We start from the raw sequence: 17,822 nt of genomic DNA on the forward strand, positions 1-17,822 counted from the left end.
GCCAAGTGATCTTCAGGTAGCCAATCGTTAAGGTCATGTGGCATAAAAGAAACTTGTTCTCTATCCGCTCCAATAAATGATATCATGCCCCAAGATATAAATAATTGGGTGGTTTATTAAGTCCGACAGACTCCTAGTGAACAGAATACCGTATCTTCACCTGAAAAAAACAATCAACCTAATATTTATGAACAAATATCTTTTTACCTTCTTGCTTTCCAGTATTCTGCTTTTTGATACTTATGCTCAAGACAATATGGCTCAACTGCCTTACTATGAAATACCGGAATACCCCAGCGAATACACTGCCAAAACCACTGCTGCCAGAATGATCGACGGACTGGGATTCAGGTACTACTGGGCTACAGAAGGTTTAACCGAAAAAGACCTGGAATACCGACCCAACGACATGGCAAGGACTGCCGGAGAAACCATAGATCATATTTTGGGACTTACCAATGTAATCGCCAATTGCACGAAGAAACTACCCAATGCAGGAGGAGGAAAAGAAAAACTGTCGTTTGAAGAAAAAAGAAAGCAAACGCTGGAAAACCTTAAACAAGCCAGTGATATATTAAAATCTTCCAATACCGATGGGCTGGAAGATTATATATTGATTTTTGAGGGAAAAGAATCCAATACGGAATTTCCATTTTGGAACCTCATCAATGGCCCCATTGCAGATGCCCTGTGGCATGTAGGTCAGGTGGTGTCATTCCGACGATCTTCCGGAAATCCCTTCAACTCCAAAGCAAGTGTAATGACAGGGAAGGTAAGGGAGTGAAGCCTTATAAAAGCCGTTCCCTAACGTACTTCCCCTCCGAAAACCTCATTAGTAACGCCTCCATTCAGGGCAAACGAATTTAACAATTCTATTGTCCCCAGGCTTCTGCCTCTCCGGGCTGACGAGTGTTCTGGAGTCTGTTAGGGTTTGCTATGACTCTAAAAGATACCGCAACGAGTGTGGTAAGGTGGTTTCGTTTTTAAATGCTTTTGCCCTGCTCACCTATTTGCCAATGCATTATGAAATGTACAACCCTCAAAATCAGCAGACCTGCCAGGTTTATCTCAGTAAAACCGATGTTGACCGTATTTTTTTGACCATTTTTTTTACAAAACCTGACAGGTTTTGAATCTTATTTGTTATGAGACCTCTGCCTTCGCAGAGGTGACGATAGCGGTTTTTTAGTCAAATATTTGATCTGTCTCAGGTTTTCACTTTTTAAAAACGTAAACATTACGGTTGTTAACGATTTGAAGTCCATACGTATAGGATTATTAGTTTTTTTACTTAATATTTGAGGTTAAACGAAACATAACTATACAAACACTTATGAATTTTGCAACCATAGATTATATCATCTTTGCCGGATATGCTGCACTGATCCTTGGGATTGGATTGTGGGTATCCAGAAAAGGAGAAAAGACCTCCGAAGATTATTTCCTTGCCAGTAAGTCTTTGCCGTGGTGGGCCATTGGAGCATCGCTTATTGCGGCCAATATTTCCGCCGAACAGTTTATTGGAATGTCAGGATCCGGATTTGCAAGTGGGCTCGCTATTGCATCCTACGAATGGATGGCAGCCATTACGCTATTGATTGTAGGAAAATATTTCCTGCCAATTTTTATAGAAAAGGGGCTATACACCATTCCCGAATTTGTAGAAAAAAGATACAGTACCCAACTGAAAACCATTCTGGCTGTCTTTTGGATCGGATTGTATGTATTTGTCAACTTGAGCTCAGTAATGTATCTGGGAGCTCTGGCACTGGAGACCATCATGGGAGTACCAATGATGTATGGTGTAATCGGTCTCGGATTGTTTGCGGCTGCCTATTCGCTATATGGAGGATTATCCTCTGTAGCCTGGACCGATGTAGTACAGGTTGTATTTTTGGTATTGGGAGGCCTATTTACCACTTATCTTGCGCTGGATACATTGTCCGACGGTGCAGGAATGATGGCAGGCTTCAATCAGGTGCTAGAAGCTGTACCGGAGCGATTTCATATGATACTGGACAAGTCCAACCCTGAGTACGTCAACTTGCCAGGAATCTGGGTATTGATAGGAGGACTTTGGGTAGCCAACCTCTACTACTGGGGATTCAATCAGTATATCATCCAAAGAACTCTGGCTGCCAAGTCGCTCAAAGAAGCGCAAAAAGGTATCGTTTTGGCTGCCTCTCTTAAATTGTTGATTCCATTTATAGTGGTAGTGCCGGGCATTGCAGCTTATGTAATGGTAAACGATCCTGAAATCATGGCTCGGTTAGGAGACTTAGGGCAGGTCAACATCCCTTCCTCCGGACAATCAGACAAGGCTTATCCATGGTTGCTCCAGCTTTTGCCTCCAGGCCTCAAGGGTGTAGCTTTTGCAGCATTGACAGCCGCTATCGTGTCTTCTCTGGCTTCTATGCTCAACTCTACCTCCACCATATTCACCATGGACATATACAAGCAGTACATCAATAAAAATGCCTCTGAAGAAACAACCGTAAACGTAGGAAGAATCTCTGCAGGAGTTGCATTAATCGTATCATGCATTATGGCACCATTGCTCGGCGGAATCGATCAGGCTTTCCAGTTCATTCAGGAATATACAGGCATAGTAAGCCCCGGTATATTAGCAGTATTTGTATTGGGTTTGTTCTGGAAAAAAGCCACCAACAAAGGAGCCATCTGGGGAGCTATTCTTTCCATACCGATTGCCATGTATTTTAAGATAGGGCCAAAAGGATGGATAGAATCTGCTGTCTTCGTGGACATCCCTTTTCTGCATCAAATGGGATTGACCTGCCTGCTTACTATGCTGGTTATCGCCGTAGTAAGCAATATTGATGGTAAAGGAGCTGAAGATGAAAAAGGAATTCCATTGACTAAAGGCCTGTTCGATACCAGCCCCGTGTTCAATATTACAGCCTTTGCTGTCAGCATCATAGTAGTAGCACTGTATGCTTTGCTTTGGTAAATAAGAAATTCAAAATCGAATATTTAGAAAAAAGGAAGGGGTAAAATCTCTTCCTGTTTTTTTCTAACCGAGCATAATAAACAAAATACAAAAGCCTTGCTCTGGCAGTTTGTTGGACTTGTGTCCAACAAAGTAGGAAAGTATCCTGACTGATAAAACCCCATTCATAGGCACTGTAGTGGGTAGTTTTGATTCAACATCAACTTTCTTTCATACTACCATTGATAATAATTAAAAACTGATCTTTGTATTTCATTAATAAGTTCCCTGCCATTGTCTCCATTGGCCATGATAACCAGTGTATTGTCTTTGTGCACGAAGGACACCATGTAATTTGTAAATCCTGCATTTTTGCCTCGGTGACCAAACGTTAAAGAATCATGATCATTCTCCAATGACACCCCAAGTCCCCAATTATTCATGTGCTTGGTTAGCATCAATTCTACTGTTTCCCTGGAAAGTACTCCATTTGTTTTTCCAGAAAGTATTTTCTGAATTTCAATACAAAATTTCACTAAATCAGTTGGTGTTGTCCATAATCCTGCAGCAGCATGTTCGGGATAATTGTGCCACAATCCTTCGATAATTTTGCCATTATCAGTATAAGCGGCACTTGCACTGGCATGTAAATCAGAAGGGAGAGGTTGTTCATAAGTACTGTTTTTCATTCCCATGGGGCGCAAAATATTTACACCCAAATATTCTTCAAAAGACAAACCGCTAATATCTTCAACCAATTTTTCAATAATAGTATAACCTCCTCCTGAATACCGCCATGTACTTCCTGGAATTGTATCTACATATATTACACCTGTATTTCCCTCTCCATTCAGGATCATTTGTATGGATGGAATAGAGTCTCCCTGGCGATATCCGGGGAAACCATGAACTGTAACCCCGGCCGTATGTGTCAATAATCTTCTAACTGACACCTTTTGATCTACAGTAAATTTATTCTCAGGAATTTTCCAATCCTTAAGATAGGTATTTACATCTTCATCAAGGTCTACTTTCCCTTCCTCAAAAAGTTTTAAAACAGATAGCGCAGCTATGGGTTTACTAATAGAACCCGCTTGAAAGAGTGTTTCAGTACCAACTTTTTTCCCATTGACTGTATTAGCAATTCCGAATCCCTTAGCCCACATTGTCCCTCCGCTATCAACAACTGCGATACTTACTCCCGGTACTTTATAGTGATTCATTCTTTCTATTAGGCTTTCCTCTTTCGTAAAATTGCCGGAAGGGTTGGGTCCGAAGGAATTAAAATCAATTTCGATCTCATGCTTACAAGAGATTAGCAGTGAAATCGATAGAGTTAATAGTAAGCGAAACACATTAATTATTTTCATGTTTTATCCTAAATAGGTTTTCGAAATTGCATTTCAAAAGTAATAAACTACAACAATTGTGTACAACACACAATGTATTATACCTACCTTTCAAAGGTAACAAATAATGACCTGTATCTAGCAAACCCTATTTAATCAAAAAATCCATATACAACAAAACAGGAAGAGGCAAAACCCTACTTACCAGCTTTATCCTTATCATTAAATGGAAAATAATCCAATACATCATACTCCCAAACATTCGTCGGAAATATTACGACCAAATTGGCAGTTTTTTCACCAATGTTTTTAAAGGCATGTGGCACCATTGGTGGGATGTTGATAATATAGGGAGCGGTAATGGTAAAAAGAGTATCACCCAAGGCATATAAGATTTTTCCTTCCAAAAGTACATGTGATTCTTCCCCTTTATGAGTGTGCATTGGTGGTGCCCCACCCGGGAAAGTTTCTGTTATACCTATTACCAGGTTTTGATATCCATTTTTGTACCCTTCCATTACATGTACATACTCTCCCGGCCCGGGGTTAATCACCGGAAGTTCATCTAAGTTCGCAGCATAGTCAGTCCAATATTTCATCTCTCTGGTTTCATATCCAGGTGGAACAGTTCGTCTCTCCAATACTTTGTGAGAGTGGTGTTGGGCATGAAGGTATTCAATAATTGAATCAGGAACGGTTTTGACTTCATCCACTAACCCCTCTATCGAAAAAGTCTCTTTTGCTTGGTCATGTGGATGCGGATGTGAATGCGTCTCGGTTTGATTGTTTTCAACACTAGTGCAATAGGTCAAAACGGTTATCATCAAAGGATAACCAAAAAAGTGTGGTAGGTGTTTCATGGCGATTGGTTTGGTGAATTTTTTGTGGCTTATTGCATATAAAGATAACAACTCCCTTTTTTATGTACAAAAATATACCCCATCTAATTTACCTCTACAATACGTCAAACCTAAATCCGGACAATCAAATGAATTGAAAATTGGATATGATTGGGATTATGATCGTGAACCGTCTTGGCTGGTCTTATGACCTGTAAAAATCAGATTTTCATTATTAATACTCTAGTTTGTTGGACACAAGTCCAACAAAGGCGGAAGGGCTTGTCACAACGGCTTGATCAATTGAGTGTACCTGCTCTGTCTAAAAGCTCAAAAGCATATTTCTCCTTCTGACTTTCCTCTAATAAAGTAGGCGCATTCATTTTTATCTATTGTTATGGACATTTCCTAATTATTTTACGATCTACCTATTTTCATTTTCTTAAAATATCATACTTTGTAATACCCGATAAGGAAAAAGTCAATAAACCTACACTAGTGAACAAGGTACTTGAATTTGTTGTTGAAATTATTTCATTTAAAGTCAATGGATTCGAAAATACTTGTACAATCAGAATCCCGAAACTCATACTCCCTAAAAAGAAGATAAACAACAGATGTTTTAGCTTTTTATTCATTATAATTTCGGTTTAATAGTATGTTGAACACTCTGATGCCCAATCATAGATGTTTAGGCTTTTGGTGAAGATAATGTTTCGGTTACTAACTATCGTTTTTATGTCCAAAAATATGCACCATCTCATTTCCCCTACAAAACATCAACCCTAAACTGGAACAATCAAATGAATTGAAAATGGGATATGGCTAGGTTTATGGTCAAAAGCCGCCTTGGCTGGTCTTGTGACCTGCAAACATCCAATACATCAGGTTTCAATTTCTATTATCCACCTCAAAAGCAGAGTAAGGCTCGTCAAACCCAGTTAAGTTCCAAGTACTAAAAAAATTCCAGTCATTAATATAGCACTCGCAAAAGCAACCAAGTTGAAACCGCCACCAGTCATAGTGAATTTTTTCAGCTTAACCACATTAAAATACGTCAAGAAGAACATTCCGATTCCTATGCAGATCAAAAAAATACCCAATCCAATTTTCATATCAATTTTAGTAATGTTTATACAAACTACGACAAAATAAATTTTATTCCAACATGGATCACTTTTTTTCAAACTACAAAAGCCTTGCTCTGGTAGTTTGTTGGACACAAGTCCAACAAAGGCGGAGATTTTCCGATTGATAAGAAGTAATTCATCCCGCACAAACCCAAAGCATCAATTCCAATCGAATTCTACGATAGACTGCTGATCCAGAAACCTTTCAGGAATGACTTTTTGAATCGTTTCTTTAAGCCTATTGATTACAGATTCCTTGATGTAGCTGCTATGCACTACAATGCTCACCTCTCGCACAGGTTCCGGGTTGGTAAATCTCCTTATGTGGACAGAATTCAGTTCATTTATGACCGACAGCTCAGGTACCAGCGTATAGCCAACTCCGTTTTCCACCAGCCTCTTTAATGCTTCGATAGAACCACTTTGATACTCAAAGCCTATGGACGACCCATATTTTGAATCCTTGCAAATAGAAAGTGCCTGTTCCCTAAAACAGTGCCCTTCAGCCAAAACCAAAACTTCGCTGGGATCAAGATCCTCTGCCAGCATAAGCTTTTCATTAAGGAATCTGTGATTTTCAGGCAGATAAAGAAGAAAAGGTTCGTAAAATATCGGAACCTCTTTGATAGTGGCTGCATTGAGGGGAGTGACCAAAATACCAAGGTCAATAATTCCATTTTCGAGATAGGAAATAATCTGGCCTGTTTGAAGCTCCTGAATTTTCAAATGAACCTTGGGGTTTTCTTTCATAAATAAAGGAAGAAAATGGGGCAGTAAATAAGGCGCAAGAGTGGGGATAATGCCTATGGTAAAGTCCCCTTCCATTGATTCCTTTTCATGATTTACAAACTCTTTGAGCTGTCTGGACTCCCGAAGTATTTGCCGAGCACGAGTAATCACTTCTTTCCCAATTACAGTAGGTTGAAGTGGTTTTTTTTCACGATCAAAAATTCTGACCCCAATTTCTTCTTCCAACTTTTGCACCTGCATCGTCAGGTTGGGTTGAGATACGAAACAATGTTCAGCTGCCCTTACATAATGTCTGTATTCATCCAGGGCTATAATGTATTCAAATTGCTGTAATGTCATATAATAATTAGTTATACAAGTATAATAATTATTGATTTGAATAATAACAAAATTATGACCAGCTTTATGGAATATTCAATTAACAAATAAAAAACATTTCAAAAATGGAAAATAATAATAACGGTGAAGGTAAGTGTCCTTTCCATGGGGGAGCCATAAAGCAAAGTGCAGGCAGTGGCACAAACAATCGTGACTGGTGGCCCAATCAATTAAATTTGACAATTCTTCGTCAAAATTCATCCCTTTCAAATCCTATGGATGAGGGCTTTAACTATGCAGAGGAATTCAAGAAATTAGACCTAAAGGCAGTAAAAAATGATCTGTTCGATCTGATGACTGAATCTCAGGACTGGTGGCCTGCGGATTATGGTCATTATGGCCCGTTCTTCATTCGTATGGCTTGGCACAGTGCAGGAACTTACCGCATTCAGGATGGCCGTGGTGGTGCGGGCACAGGCACTCAGCGTTTTGCTCCTCTCAACAGTTGGCCTGACAATGCCAATCTTGATAAAGCACGTTTACTACTTTGGCCAATTAAACAGAAATATGGTAATAAAATTTCGTGGGCTGACCTGATGGTACTGGCCGGCAACTGTGCTCTGGAGTCCATGGGATTTGAGACATTCGGTTTTGCAGGAGGAAGAGAAGATGTCTGGGAGCCTGAGGAAGATGTCTATTGGGGTTCGGAAAGTGAATGGATGGGAGACGACAAAAGATATAGTGGAGATCGTGAGTTAGAGAATCCACTGGGAGCTTCTCACATGGGGTTGATTTATGTAAACCCTGAAGGTCCAAAGGGACAGCCTGATCCGCTTGGAGCGGCTTTTGACATTCGCGAAACTTTCGGCAGAATGGCTATGAATGATTATGAAACTGTAGCATTGATTGCAGGTGGACATACTTTTGGAAAAACTCATGGTGCAGCCAACCCTGTAGAATACGTAGGGCCTGAACCTGCCGGCGCAACAATGGAAGAAATGAATCTGGGATGGAAAAATAGCTTTGGCAGTGGAAAAGGTGAGGACACAATTACCAGTGGCCTGGAAGGAGCATGGACAACAACTCCCACAAAATGGAGCAACAACTTTTTTGAAAATCTATTTGGATTTGAATGGGAACTGAGCAAAAGTCCTGCTGGTGCACATCAGTGGAAGCCCAAGAATAATGGAGGTGCAGGAACAGTGCCCGATGCACACAACCCGGCTAAGAAGCACGCTCCATTCATGCTTACTACAGATTTAGCCCTGAAAGCAGACCCTGCTTACGAGAAAATTTCAAGGCATTTTTACGAAAACCCGGAAGAATTTGCCGATGCATTCGCCAAAGCATGGTTTAAGTTGACACATCGTGATATGGGTCCCCTGGCACGTTACCTGGGTCCGGAAGTACCATCAGAAGCGTTGATCTGGCAAGACCCCATCCCGGCATTATCACATGAACTGATTAATGATCAGGACATTACGGAACTCAAAACTAAAATACTGGCCTCAGGCCTATCTGTTTCTCAATTGGTTTCTACTGCCTGGGCATCAGCTTCCACATTTAGAGGGTCTGACAAACGAGGTGGAGCAAATGGGGCACGCATTCGCCTGGCACCACAAAAAGACTGGAAAGTAAACAACCCGGATCAGTTAGCTACAGTATTGGAAAAGCTGGAGGCAATCCAAAAAGATTTCGGTAAGCAAGTTTCTTTAGCTGATTTGATTGTACTGGCCGGATGCGCAGGAGTCGAGAAGGCTACCCAAAACGCCGGGCATAAAGTATCCGTCCCTTTCACTCCGGGTCGTGCAGATGCCTCAGCAGAGCAAACCGATGTAGAATCATTTGAAATACTAAAACCTGCAGCTGATGGGTTCCGCAACTATTTTGCTCCAAAACACAAAACAACGGCAGAAGAAATGTTGCTTGACCGGGCTCAACTATTGACACTTTCTGCACCAGAGATGACTGTATTACTCGGTGGAATGCGTGTGCTCAATACAAACTTTGATCAATCCAGTCACGGAGTATTCACCAACCGTCCCGAAGCACTTACCAATGACTTTTTCCTCAACTTACTCGATTTGGATACAACGTGGAAAGCCACATCAGATGCACAAGAGGTATTTGAAGGTCGTAATCGTGCCACAGGAGAACTTAAGTGGACAGGTACCCGGGCGGATCTGATTTTCGGTTCAAATTCAGAACTAAGAGCCATTGCCGAAGTATATGGGTCCGCAGACTCTCAGGAGAAATTTGTAAAAGACTTTGTTGCAACTTGGGACAAGGTGATGAATCTGGATCGCTTCGACTTGGTTTAACAAGCAGTGTAAGGTTGATTATTTAATCAATCTGAGACTGTTTCAAAAGTTAAATAATTCTCAGATACCTGACATCTGTCAGTCAAGTATCTGAGAATTATTCAAGAAACAGTTATTAGTGCACTTTCAAAGGGGTGACGAAACAAGCCCCAGAGCCTTCAGTTTATGCTCTTTTGTCATTTCGAACGCCCGGCTGCCGGGGAGGCAGGAAGGAGAAATCTTTCTTACTGATCTGTATTACATAAGGTAAATCTCTACCTGTCAGGCACTGGCCTCCAAAGTCGGGATGACAAGGTGGCAATTTGCTGAGCCTAACAGCTAAAGAAACAAATCAAGCAACTTAAGCAAAGACTCTTAACGTTTTTTACTACTAGTTCATTCAGGATGATACACTTAATAACCATAACAGGAAAAAGTGCCAGAAATTTCTTTCTGGAACAGCAATGTATTTCTAATTTCAAATCACTGATCAGAGCCATCACATCAGGAAGAACAATGATCATCTCAACAAAATTCAGGTCTGATGTATTTTACACCGGGATGAAAAACAGTAATAATTCCATATTGAAATTATGGGCACTTTATGCAGATACCAGCCTGTCCTGTCTTAATCGTAAAGATTGTACCACTTCCAAGGGTGATCAGCAGTCATTATCAGGGTATTTTTTGTCTATTAACAAACTATCAGAAAACTGGTGCAATTATGGTCTTTACAAAAAAGCATTCAACCACGCATTCAACAATGACCAGCAAAATCCTGTAGCCAGAACTATTGTGCAATGTGACCTGCACCTTGTTGGGCATCCAAATATAAAAAGAAGCCCCTTAGTTAGTTTCACAGGAAAAAATAATTCTGAACTAAGTGATGATACTTTTTCCCTTGCCATGCACATTCTAAACAACCAGACGCACTCGAATTGATGAAATAAGATCAATTGTCTCGGAATATCCTTTTATTTAACTTTCTACAAGGATATATTATCCAATAACTAATGTAGTACCTAATGAATTTAATTATAGATGCATTTCTCCGTTTATTACTAATTTTTGGAGTTACAGTTTTTAATGGAATATTTAAAAACTCACAAATAACTTTAGTATCAAAACCACGATCAATATCAATTTCTAAGTAACTATTTGGGCGATTTTTGAAGTAGTCTCTAACGTCCTCATGATATTCATCAAACACAAGAGAAAGAGTCTCCCTTTTGAATGTGTTTGTTCGGTATATTTTCTTATGATAATCCCCCATTTCCCTTGTCCAAGTCCAAATCACTCTTCCGTGCAAGAACAACCACTTCATGGACTTCAGCCAAGATTCTTTATTTCTTGTAGTCAAAATGAATTTACTACTCGGATATCTGTGATCACATTCCCTGAAAAAAAGCGGCATTGGAGCATCACCCAAAGCATCGTACTGATCAATTACCTCCCAGTTTTCATTCGCTAATAGTTCACCTACGAAATGAAGACTGCTGAACCCTAAGTCCAATAATAAATCATGAAGAGAAGTAGTCCCAGTTCGAGATAATCCGATGTAAAAAATTTTTTTTCCCATATAAAAACTGAAACCGATTATATCATTGGCAAATCACAAGTCCCGCAAACATACAACATATCAAATTATCATTTTCCGTATTAATCTCAAAAGACTAACTCTGGTTGTTTGTTTGACACAAGTCAGGCAAACGCATTTAAAAGCAGAACCCACAAACGAAAATGCATAATTACATTATCTACCCAACTCAGCAAACACCTCCCTGCCTTCTCTAAAGGTATTCAATACCTCCTGCTTGGCTGTTTCTGATGGAAAACTGCCACTTTCCTCCAACCACTTGATCGAATTGTCCAGATAGCGAACAAAATAATTGGCATCAGCCAGTGATTTGACAGGTTGATCATCAACCATTAGGTAAACCGGACTGGTATGGGCAAATATGGTTTCCGGCCTGAGCGTTCCAAAATACTGATTGAAAATAGTAGAACCTCCTCCGGCATCCCTGCGCTGTGAAAGGCTCAATCCTTCTTTGGTATATTGCCTGCTAAATTGATAAGCCCGTGCCGCAAGCCAAACACTTTTCTCAGTACTGTAAGTCGCTTCAAGTTGGGCATGTGACTCCCCTGCTGCTATCGCTTTTTCTGCTAACAGTTCTCCGTTCACAACGATCTCCAAACGGTCAATAGGAAATTGACTCCAAACTTCTACAGTGATTTTATAACTCCGTTTGCCAGATGCATCTATAATGCTCCCAGGCCCCTGATCATCTACTTTGAAAGATATGAATGGAGAATTGCTGATAAAAGTTTTTCCCTGGTTGATAGCATTGATCCAATTATCGTAAGTAAAATCTTCTTCCACCTGAGCATATACCCGATTGGCTTCCACAGTCACCTGATTGTTCATTTTGTCCGTACCGGCAGACAATGGTATATTAAGCCCGCAATTCAAAAGTCGGTACCACAACCTCAAACCGGAATTCATCTTTATTTCCGGCACTACATCCGAAGCAAAAATTGGCTCATGAAAAGGATCTATCGTACAAAGCAACTCAACAGCATCCACTTTTTTGAGTACCAGTGCCAATGGCCCTTCCAGACCCGGCCATGCGGCAAAATGAGCCCATGAAATATGACCATTGTTTTTTCGAACTTCGTCACTTGCTGACAAATTTAAAGGGTATTGATACCCACGATCACCTTTTGACGGTTCTATCAGTTTTCCTTTGAGGTTCAACAGGTTTACATGTCCCAGATTGTATTCCCGGTATTCCTGCCCATAGTAGATGATATGCTCAGGATCGGATTCAGGTTCAATTTCTCCTCTGAAATTCTCATGATCTGTTGTGAAGTCTGAGATCAACAGGTTGCAGACGTTTACATCTTCTGCTTTCATTTCCAACAGAGCCATTTCCGGATCAATATGATGCACATGAACATCTCCGGTAAACCAATTATCTTCCGGCGGTTTAAACCACTTTTTCAGTTGAATGTCCAGTTTTTCACCTACCTGAGAAATGGCCAAAGTGTCGTCATAGATTTTGTAGTGAAATCCTTTTACTACCTCAATACGAACTGAATCTACCGGAAGTGTAATGTCAAACTGCTCATCTACATAAGCAAACCTTCTATCATTGTCCATGACGGCACCCTGCTCTTTGCTTTCAGGAATATTGGCATTCGTGACAGGAAAATCCGCCTGCTGATTGATTGGTGCAATATAGTTTCCTTCCATATCCGTAAAACGGACACGTGCAGCCGTCAATTTATTCTGTTCATCAAATAGCTTAACAGAAATAGTTGATGAACTTTCTCGCTGGTTTTGACAGCTTACAATGGTTAGAACCAGTAAAATCACATAAAACATTTGTTTTTTTATGCTCATAACATTCGTATTTAGATTTACATCATACCACCCCAATGATAATCCTGTGCCTCCAAATCAAGTATCTGGTGATGGTATCGATTGGAATGATGGAATAGTCAATTTTGCCCATCCAATCAACTATTTAACCGGGAAGAATAAAGCTCTCTAAACTATTATTTTTCAGCCAAAGTTGCCACCTTCACTGATCTTGTGACCTGAAAACATCCGTCATTTTCTTTTTACAAGCCATAAGGGCTAAACTTCAACTTTATAAAGCCGCTTAAGAAATTTAAGTGGCTATCTTCTGCTTTAACTCTTCGACCTTCTCCTTGGTAAGTGGCTTCTCCAAGTAAGCAATTACGCAGGGATAGTTTTCTGCCTTTTTTCTGTCGCTGGGACGTAAAGATGATGTAAGCATCGCAACCTTCACGTTCTTACAAGGAATTTTGGTTTTCTTTTCATCCAAAAATTCCCACCCGTCCATCACGGGCATATTGATATCCAGAAAGATAATATCAGGGCAGCCTTTTTCAAGATAGCTACAGGCCTCCATTCCGTTCAGCACCTCGTCCACATCTTCAAGACCTGCACTTCTCAACGCCAATTTAGATATGAAATTCGTTGTTTCATTATCTTCTACCAGTAATACTCTACTCATTTTTTTTGATTATTTAAATAAACATTGAATAATGCCCCTTTGTTGGGTTTACTTATAACTTCAATTTTTCCACCATGTGCATCTACAATGGATTTGACAATATACATTCCAACGCCTTTTCCCTCCACGTGAGTGTGTAGTCGCTTGAAAAGCCTGAACATCTTTTTTCCGTATTTCTCTGCATCAAAACCAAGTCCGTTATCTTTTATGGTGAAGCAAACCCTTCCGTTATGCACGTTGGTTTTCACCTCTATGTCCAATATCTTATCAGGATTTTTGTACTTCACAGCATTGGTCAGCAGGTTTTGCATGACACTTTTTAAATGCAGGGTCGGGTATTCAATTTCCGGGCATTTTGAAAAATCCACTTTTATAGTGGCTTTTGCTGCCTCAAGTTGTTCGGTAATGCCCTCTTTTATCTCGCTGAATATTTCCTCGAACTTCAACCATTCCTTCTCATCTTTCAATGTTGTTTTGAAGTTGATCACATCGTTCAGCGAAAACACCGTTTTGTACACTTTTTCTATGTTTTTCTTCAGCTTGCCAAATAATTCGCTACCCTGCTTATTTGTAAATGCTTCATCATTTATCATATCTGATAGAATGGTAAGGTTGGTCACTGGTGCTTTTAAGTCATGTGCAGCTACGTAGGAAAATTCCGCCAGTTCCCTGTTTTTTGATTCAATTTGTCTGGAGTATAATTTGACTTTGGCCATTTCAGCTTCTAAGGCAGACTTGGATTCCTGTAGCTTCCTTTCACTTAGCTTGCGTTCAGTAATATTCTGAATGAAAACATGTATCAGAGGTTTTTCTCCAAGGATATACTTGCAGGGCGTGGCTTCAGCCATAAAAACAGACCCGTCTTTTCGTTTAAAGCTCGTCTCCACACTCAGTTTCTTCTCTTGCTGCATCTTATCTAAAACTTCAGCGGAATGTTCAAGCTCATCTTCGGTATGCAGATCAAATATGCTTTTCTTGAGCAGTTCACTCATGGAAAAACCAAACATTTCAACTGCACTGTTATTGGCGTTAAGGATGTTCATCTCCATGTCATGGACTATGATTGGAATGATTGAATATTTAAAGATTTGTTTGAAGATGTCACCATCTATATCAATAGGTTGAAAATCTTTCCATGGATTTGATATGTCAGTATTATTCTCTTTATTTTTTTCTTTTTTCATATCCACTTTAAGATCTTATTTAAACTACTATATTCAGCTTACTGCAGAACCTCGTATATATTTAAAAAGTAGCGGGTTTTCACATACTAATTTTTCCCTTTATAATTGCCCCTTATTTATTGTTATATGTTTTAGCATTTACTCCGCTATTTTTTATATACAATGTAGCTGTTTTTTTTTTGATTCTATCATCCACATCTAATTCATTCACGGTTCGATTTTACAATTGCATCAATAGCCACCTTTGCAGGTCTTGTAACCTGCAAACAGCCAATACACCAGATCATCATTTTTGAAATCAATCTGAAAAACCTTACTCTGGTGGTTTGTTGGAGACAAGTCTAACAAAGGCGGAAAACCATAAGTTTGGTCTTTTCTTAATACCTTCTTTAAGTTCCTCTGAGTTTATTTGGGTTTCGGGAGGCATGAAAAACCCTGGATATCACCACACTATCTGAATCCGCACGGTAAATTAACTTGTAACTCCACACAACCAGAAACCTATATTCGGCTTTCTTGTGTTCCAGTAAAGTCTCAACTCTACCCATTTCAGGAGTTCTTTCCAACAAAGAGGTTGAGGAAAGAATTTTGCTCAATACAACTTCCGCATAGGTTGCACCCTGCTCTTCTTTGATGTATTTAATTGCACGGCCGAGTTGATCAAATGCTCTTTTTGTCCAAATTACCTTAACCATTCTTTGGCTCTCTGTTCCACTTCAGATTGAGTTAAAATTTCATCATTCTGCACTTGTCTTTCGGATATTTCAATATCAGTCAGGAGGGAAAGTTGTTCGTACACATCTTCGAGGGTTGATTCTGATGTCAGTTTATCCGCTATTTGAATAAGGTATTCTTTCAGTTTTGTTTCCATATCAACTAAGTTAACGATTCTCTGTTTTATTTCATTCTTGCCATAGAAAAAAATGAACCTCTATACACTTTGCATCAACAGCCGCTTTTGCAGGTCTTGTTACCTGCAAACAGCCAATACGCCTGATTGACATTTTTGAAATCAATCTGAAAAACCTTACTCTGGTGGTTTATAGGAGACAAGTCTAACAAAGGCGGAAAAGTTATCTTGAATTTTTGGCAAGCCATTCCTTGATTTGGTTGAAATTTAGTTTTCCTGTGGAGATTGAAATTACAAATTGATATTTCTGTTCCTTGTCAGCGTGAATGTCAATTTGTTGGTTCATCAAAAGGAGTCTGGCAAGCACATAGCCTGTTCGTTTATTGCCATCCGAGAAAGGATGATTCTTGACTATACTTTCAAGAATTGCAGCCGCCTTGTCTATTGGTGTTGGGTAAAGTTCTTGTCCGTCAAATGTTTGATATGGCCGGTGCAATGCTGAATCTAGCAGTTCTTTATCCCGGATTCCGCCAGAGCCACCAAATCGTTCAATAAGAATGGCATGGATTTCAAGTGCCTCTTTTTCTGAGATCATTTTGCCAATTTTTCCAGAAGCTCTTTGTCTTCTGTTAGGATGGTTCTAAGGTTCTGGGAAAGCGTTACAGATTGAATGGATTTTCCTTGAACAGATTGTAAGTAGTCAAACACTTCATGAAGAACCTGTTCGGGAGTATCTTCCAATAATTGATTAATTGCTGATTTTACTTCTTCTCTGCTCATACAACAAATATACGAATTTGGAGGAAAAACCGTTCAGTGTGAATCACCTGATAATATCAGCCGCCTTTGCAGGTCTTGTGACCTGCAAACATTCAATGCATCAGATCGTCATTTTTCTTATTAATCTGAAAAACTTTCTCCAGTGGTTTGTTGGACACAAGTCCAACAAAGGCGAAAAAATAGGAAAGTTTTTATTGTATTTAACTTTAATTCTAATCAAAAATTTGACTACCACCTCTAAGGTCATTGCCTTTTCCATGTTCAGTCTCAATTCTAACACCATTATCGATTATGGCTAATACAGTGACAACAATGTTATTTGTCACCTTAATGCCGCCATCCTGATCAATTTTTCTAATTTGTATCATGCTAGCTTCTATCGAAAATGATTTTGAGAAATGAACATTACCTTTTAAAACATCTGATTTAAAAATTGAATCTTGCATTTCAAAGTTTATAATTTCATTCTCATAAAAACCTTTCCACCTAAATCTTCCTGATTTTAATGCAGGAGAAATAATATCAATAGTAGCAACAGGAACTTCCAAGTTTGGTAATTCGTCTGACTTCAAAATAAAACCAGGGAATTGCTTACGTTCGACAACCCTTTCACTTCCAACTTTATTTGTCTCTTTGAAACGCTGAACTGAAACAGTTTCTACTTTCCTATAGTTAATGACTTTTTTGTAAAAATTAGATTTCCTCCATGCAATCTTGTAATTGCTTTGTAAATGTTCGACTACATCCGTGATTTTTTGCTCGTCAACTTCCTCTTCTTTGATGAATTCAAGGTTTAGTTTTTGAAGTTGCCTTTTCTTTATTTCGTTATCCAACTTTAGATTTTCGATTTGCAGTTTTGTTAGTTCCTTATTTTGAACTGGAAACCTTGAAATAAAGAGAGTAGATACACTTACAATAATAGTTATTTGAGCAGCATTTTGTCCTAAAAATCTCCATACCTCTTTGAACCCTCCTTTTTGAGAGGGTTCTGATTCGATCCTTATATTGAATCCAAGAGAAGTCGATATTTCACCAAAAATATGAAGTAATTCTTTCTCACATTCATTCCTAGTCAAGGCATCAATGGAATGTGAATCGCCTTTAAAAAAATAATGGAGTTGTAGTTTGTTAGATTGTTCTATCAAAAGGCGGTGGTTTTTGATTTGTTACAATGACAACTAATTTAAGGAAATTTAATATAACTTAAAATCCACCTTCTTTGAAGGTGGTTATGTACATTAGGCTATGCCTGAAACCCTTAACTTTGAGTGATGAGTAATTTCAAAAAGTTGAGTCATGTTCTATATCGATGTGATTATCACATTGTATGGA

At 39.3% G+C, this 17,822-nt stretch carries 17 protein-coding genes; 5 read left to right on the plus strand and 12 right to left on the minus strand.

Annotated features, from left to right (window positions below; genetic code table 11):
• Nucleotides 1-187: 187 nt before the first annotated feature.
• Both AAOP42_RS00765 and AAOP42_RS00770 read left to right on the plus strand, forming a co-directional pair.
• Complete coding sequence (locus AAOP42_RS00765; RefSeq protein WP_349526541.1) at nt 188-784, plus strand: hypothetical protein; 597 nt, start codon at nt 188-190, stop codon at nt 782-784.
• 549 nt (nt 785-1,333) lie between these two features.
• Complete coding sequence (locus tag AAOP42_RS00770; protein ID WP_349526542.1) at nt 1,334-2,968, plus strand: sodium/sugar symporter; 1,635 nt, start codon at nt 1,334-1,336, stop codon at nt 2,966-2,968.
• A gap of 215 nt (nt 2,969-3,183) precedes the next feature.
• Here the strand turns inward: AAOP42_RS00770 and AAOP42_RS00775 are convergent, their stop codons facing one another.
• The 3 genes from AAOP42_RS00775 to AAOP42_RS00785 form a co-directional block, all read right to left on the minus strand.
• Complete coding sequence (locus AAOP42_RS00775) at nt 3,184-4,317, minus strand: serine hydrolase domain-containing protein (RefSeq protein ID WP_349526543.1); 1,134 nt, start codon at nt 4,315-4,317, stop codon at nt 3,184-3,186.
• A gap of 176 nt (nt 4,318-4,493) precedes the next feature.
• Complete coding sequence (locus tag AAOP42_RS00780) at nt 4,494-5,156, minus strand: cupin domain-containing protein (RefSeq protein WP_349526544.1); 663 nt, start codon at nt 5,154-5,156, stop codon at nt 4,494-4,496.
• Between the two features lie 1,268 nt (nt 5,157-6,424).
• Nucleotides 6,425-7,354: a LysR substrate-binding domain-containing protein gene (locus tag AAOP42_RS00785; protein ID WP_349526545.1), complete on the minus strand. Its 930-nt coding sequence runs from the start codon at nt 7,352-7,354 to the stop codon at nt 6,425-6,427.
• Between the two features lie 104 nt (nt 7,355-7,458).
• Between AAOP42_RS00785 and katG the strand changes: the two genes are divergently transcribed.
• Nucleotides 7,459-9,654, plus strand: coding sequence for a catalase/peroxidase HPI (katG, locus tag AAOP42_RS00790; protein ID WP_349526546.1), 2,196 nt, complete (start codon nt 7,459-7,461; stop codon nt 9,652-9,654).
• Between the two features lie 384 nt (nt 9,655-10,038).
• Nucleotides 10,039-10,575, plus strand: coding sequence for a hypothetical protein (locus tag AAOP42_RS00795; RefSeq protein WP_349526547.1), 537 nt, complete (start codon nt 10,039-10,041; stop codon nt 10,573-10,575).
• A 10-nt stretch (nt 10,576-10,585) separates the two neighbouring features.
• On the opposite strand, the gene AAOP42_RS23725 is transcribed toward AAOP42_RS00795, so the two are convergent.
• Both AAOP42_RS23725 and AAOP42_RS00800 read right to left on the minus strand, forming a co-directional pair.
• Nucleotides 10,586-11,212 carry a sulfotransferase gene (locus AAOP42_RS23725; protein WP_502947632.1) on the minus strand — a complete coding sequence of 209 codons (627 nt, stop codon included), beginning with the start codon at nt 11,210-11,212 and terminating at the stop codon, nt 10,586-10,588.
• Nucleotides 11,213-11,386: 174 nt separating this feature from the next.
• On the minus strand, nt 11,387-13,036 hold the full coding sequence (locus AAOP42_RS00800; protein WP_349526548.1) for a CehA/McbA family metallohydrolase: 1,650 nt from the start codon (nt 13,034-13,036) through the stop codon (nt 11,387-11,389).
• Between AAOP42_RS00800 and AAOP42_RS00805 the strand changes: the two genes are divergently transcribed.
• Nucleotides 13,029-13,187: a hypothetical protein gene (locus AAOP42_RS00805; protein ID WP_349526549.1), complete on the plus strand. Its 159-nt coding sequence runs from the start codon at nt 13,029-13,031 to the stop codon at nt 13,185-13,187. The two genes, AAOP42_RS00800 and AAOP42_RS00805, sit on opposite strands and share 8 nt — an antisense overlap.
• A gap of 120 nt (nt 13,188-13,307) precedes the next feature.
• On the opposite strand, the gene AAOP42_RS00810 is transcribed toward AAOP42_RS00805, so the two are convergent.
• From AAOP42_RS00810 to AAOP42_RS00840, 7 genes are all read right to left on the minus strand, one after another.
• A complete protein-coding gene (locus tag AAOP42_RS00810) occupies nt 13,308-13,676 on the minus strand; it encodes a response regulator (RefSeq protein WP_349526550.1) in 369 nt (122 codons plus the stop codon).
• Nucleotides 13,673-14,860 carry a sensor histidine kinase gene (locus tag AAOP42_RS00815; RefSeq protein WP_349526551.1) on the minus strand — a complete coding sequence of 396 codons (1,188 nt, stop codon included), beginning with the start codon at nt 14,858-14,860 and terminating at the stop codon, nt 13,673-13,675. Before AAOP42_RS00815 ends, AAOP42_RS00810 begins: the two co-directional genes overlap by 4 nt.
• Before the next feature lie 389 nt (nt 14,861-15,249).
• Nucleotides 15,250-15,555 (minus strand): type II toxin-antitoxin system RelE/ParE family toxin, encoded by a 306-nt coding sequence (locus AAOP42_RS00820; RefSeq protein ID WP_349526552.1) that lies wholly within the window; start codon nt 15,553-15,555, stop codon nt 15,250-15,252.
• Nucleotides 15,543-15,731 (minus strand): hypothetical protein, encoded by a 189-nt coding sequence (locus tag AAOP42_RS00825; RefSeq protein WP_349526553.1) that lies wholly within the window; start codon nt 15,729-15,731, stop codon nt 15,543-15,545. Before AAOP42_RS00825 ends, AAOP42_RS00820 begins: the two co-directional genes overlap by 13 nt.
• Before the next feature lie 202 nt (nt 15,732-15,933).
• On the minus strand, nt 15,934-16,305 hold the full coding sequence (locus AAOP42_RS00830) for a type II toxin-antitoxin system death-on-curing family toxin (protein WP_349526554.1): 372 nt from the start codon (nt 16,303-16,305) through the stop codon (nt 15,934-15,936).
• Nucleotides 16,302-16,490, minus strand: coding sequence for a hypothetical protein (locus tag AAOP42_RS00835; protein ID WP_349526555.1), 189 nt, complete (start codon nt 16,488-16,490; stop codon nt 16,302-16,304). The genes AAOP42_RS00830 and AAOP42_RS00835 overlap by 4 nt, the downstream gene beginning before the upstream one ends.
• A 212-nt stretch (nt 16,491-16,702) precedes the next feature.
• Nucleotides 16,703-17,635 carry a hypothetical protein gene (locus AAOP42_RS00840; protein WP_349526556.1) on the minus strand — a complete coding sequence of 311 codons (933 nt, stop codon included), beginning with the start codon at nt 17,633-17,635 and terminating at the stop codon, nt 16,703-16,705.
• Nucleotides 17,636-17,822: the final 187 nt, after the last annotated feature.

It is taken from the genome of Reichenbachiella sp. MALMAid0571 (genome assembly GCF_040151475.1).
Taxonomy (GTDB): Bacteria; Bacteroidota; Bacteroidia; order Cytophagales; family Cyclobacteriaceae; genus CAXBNB01.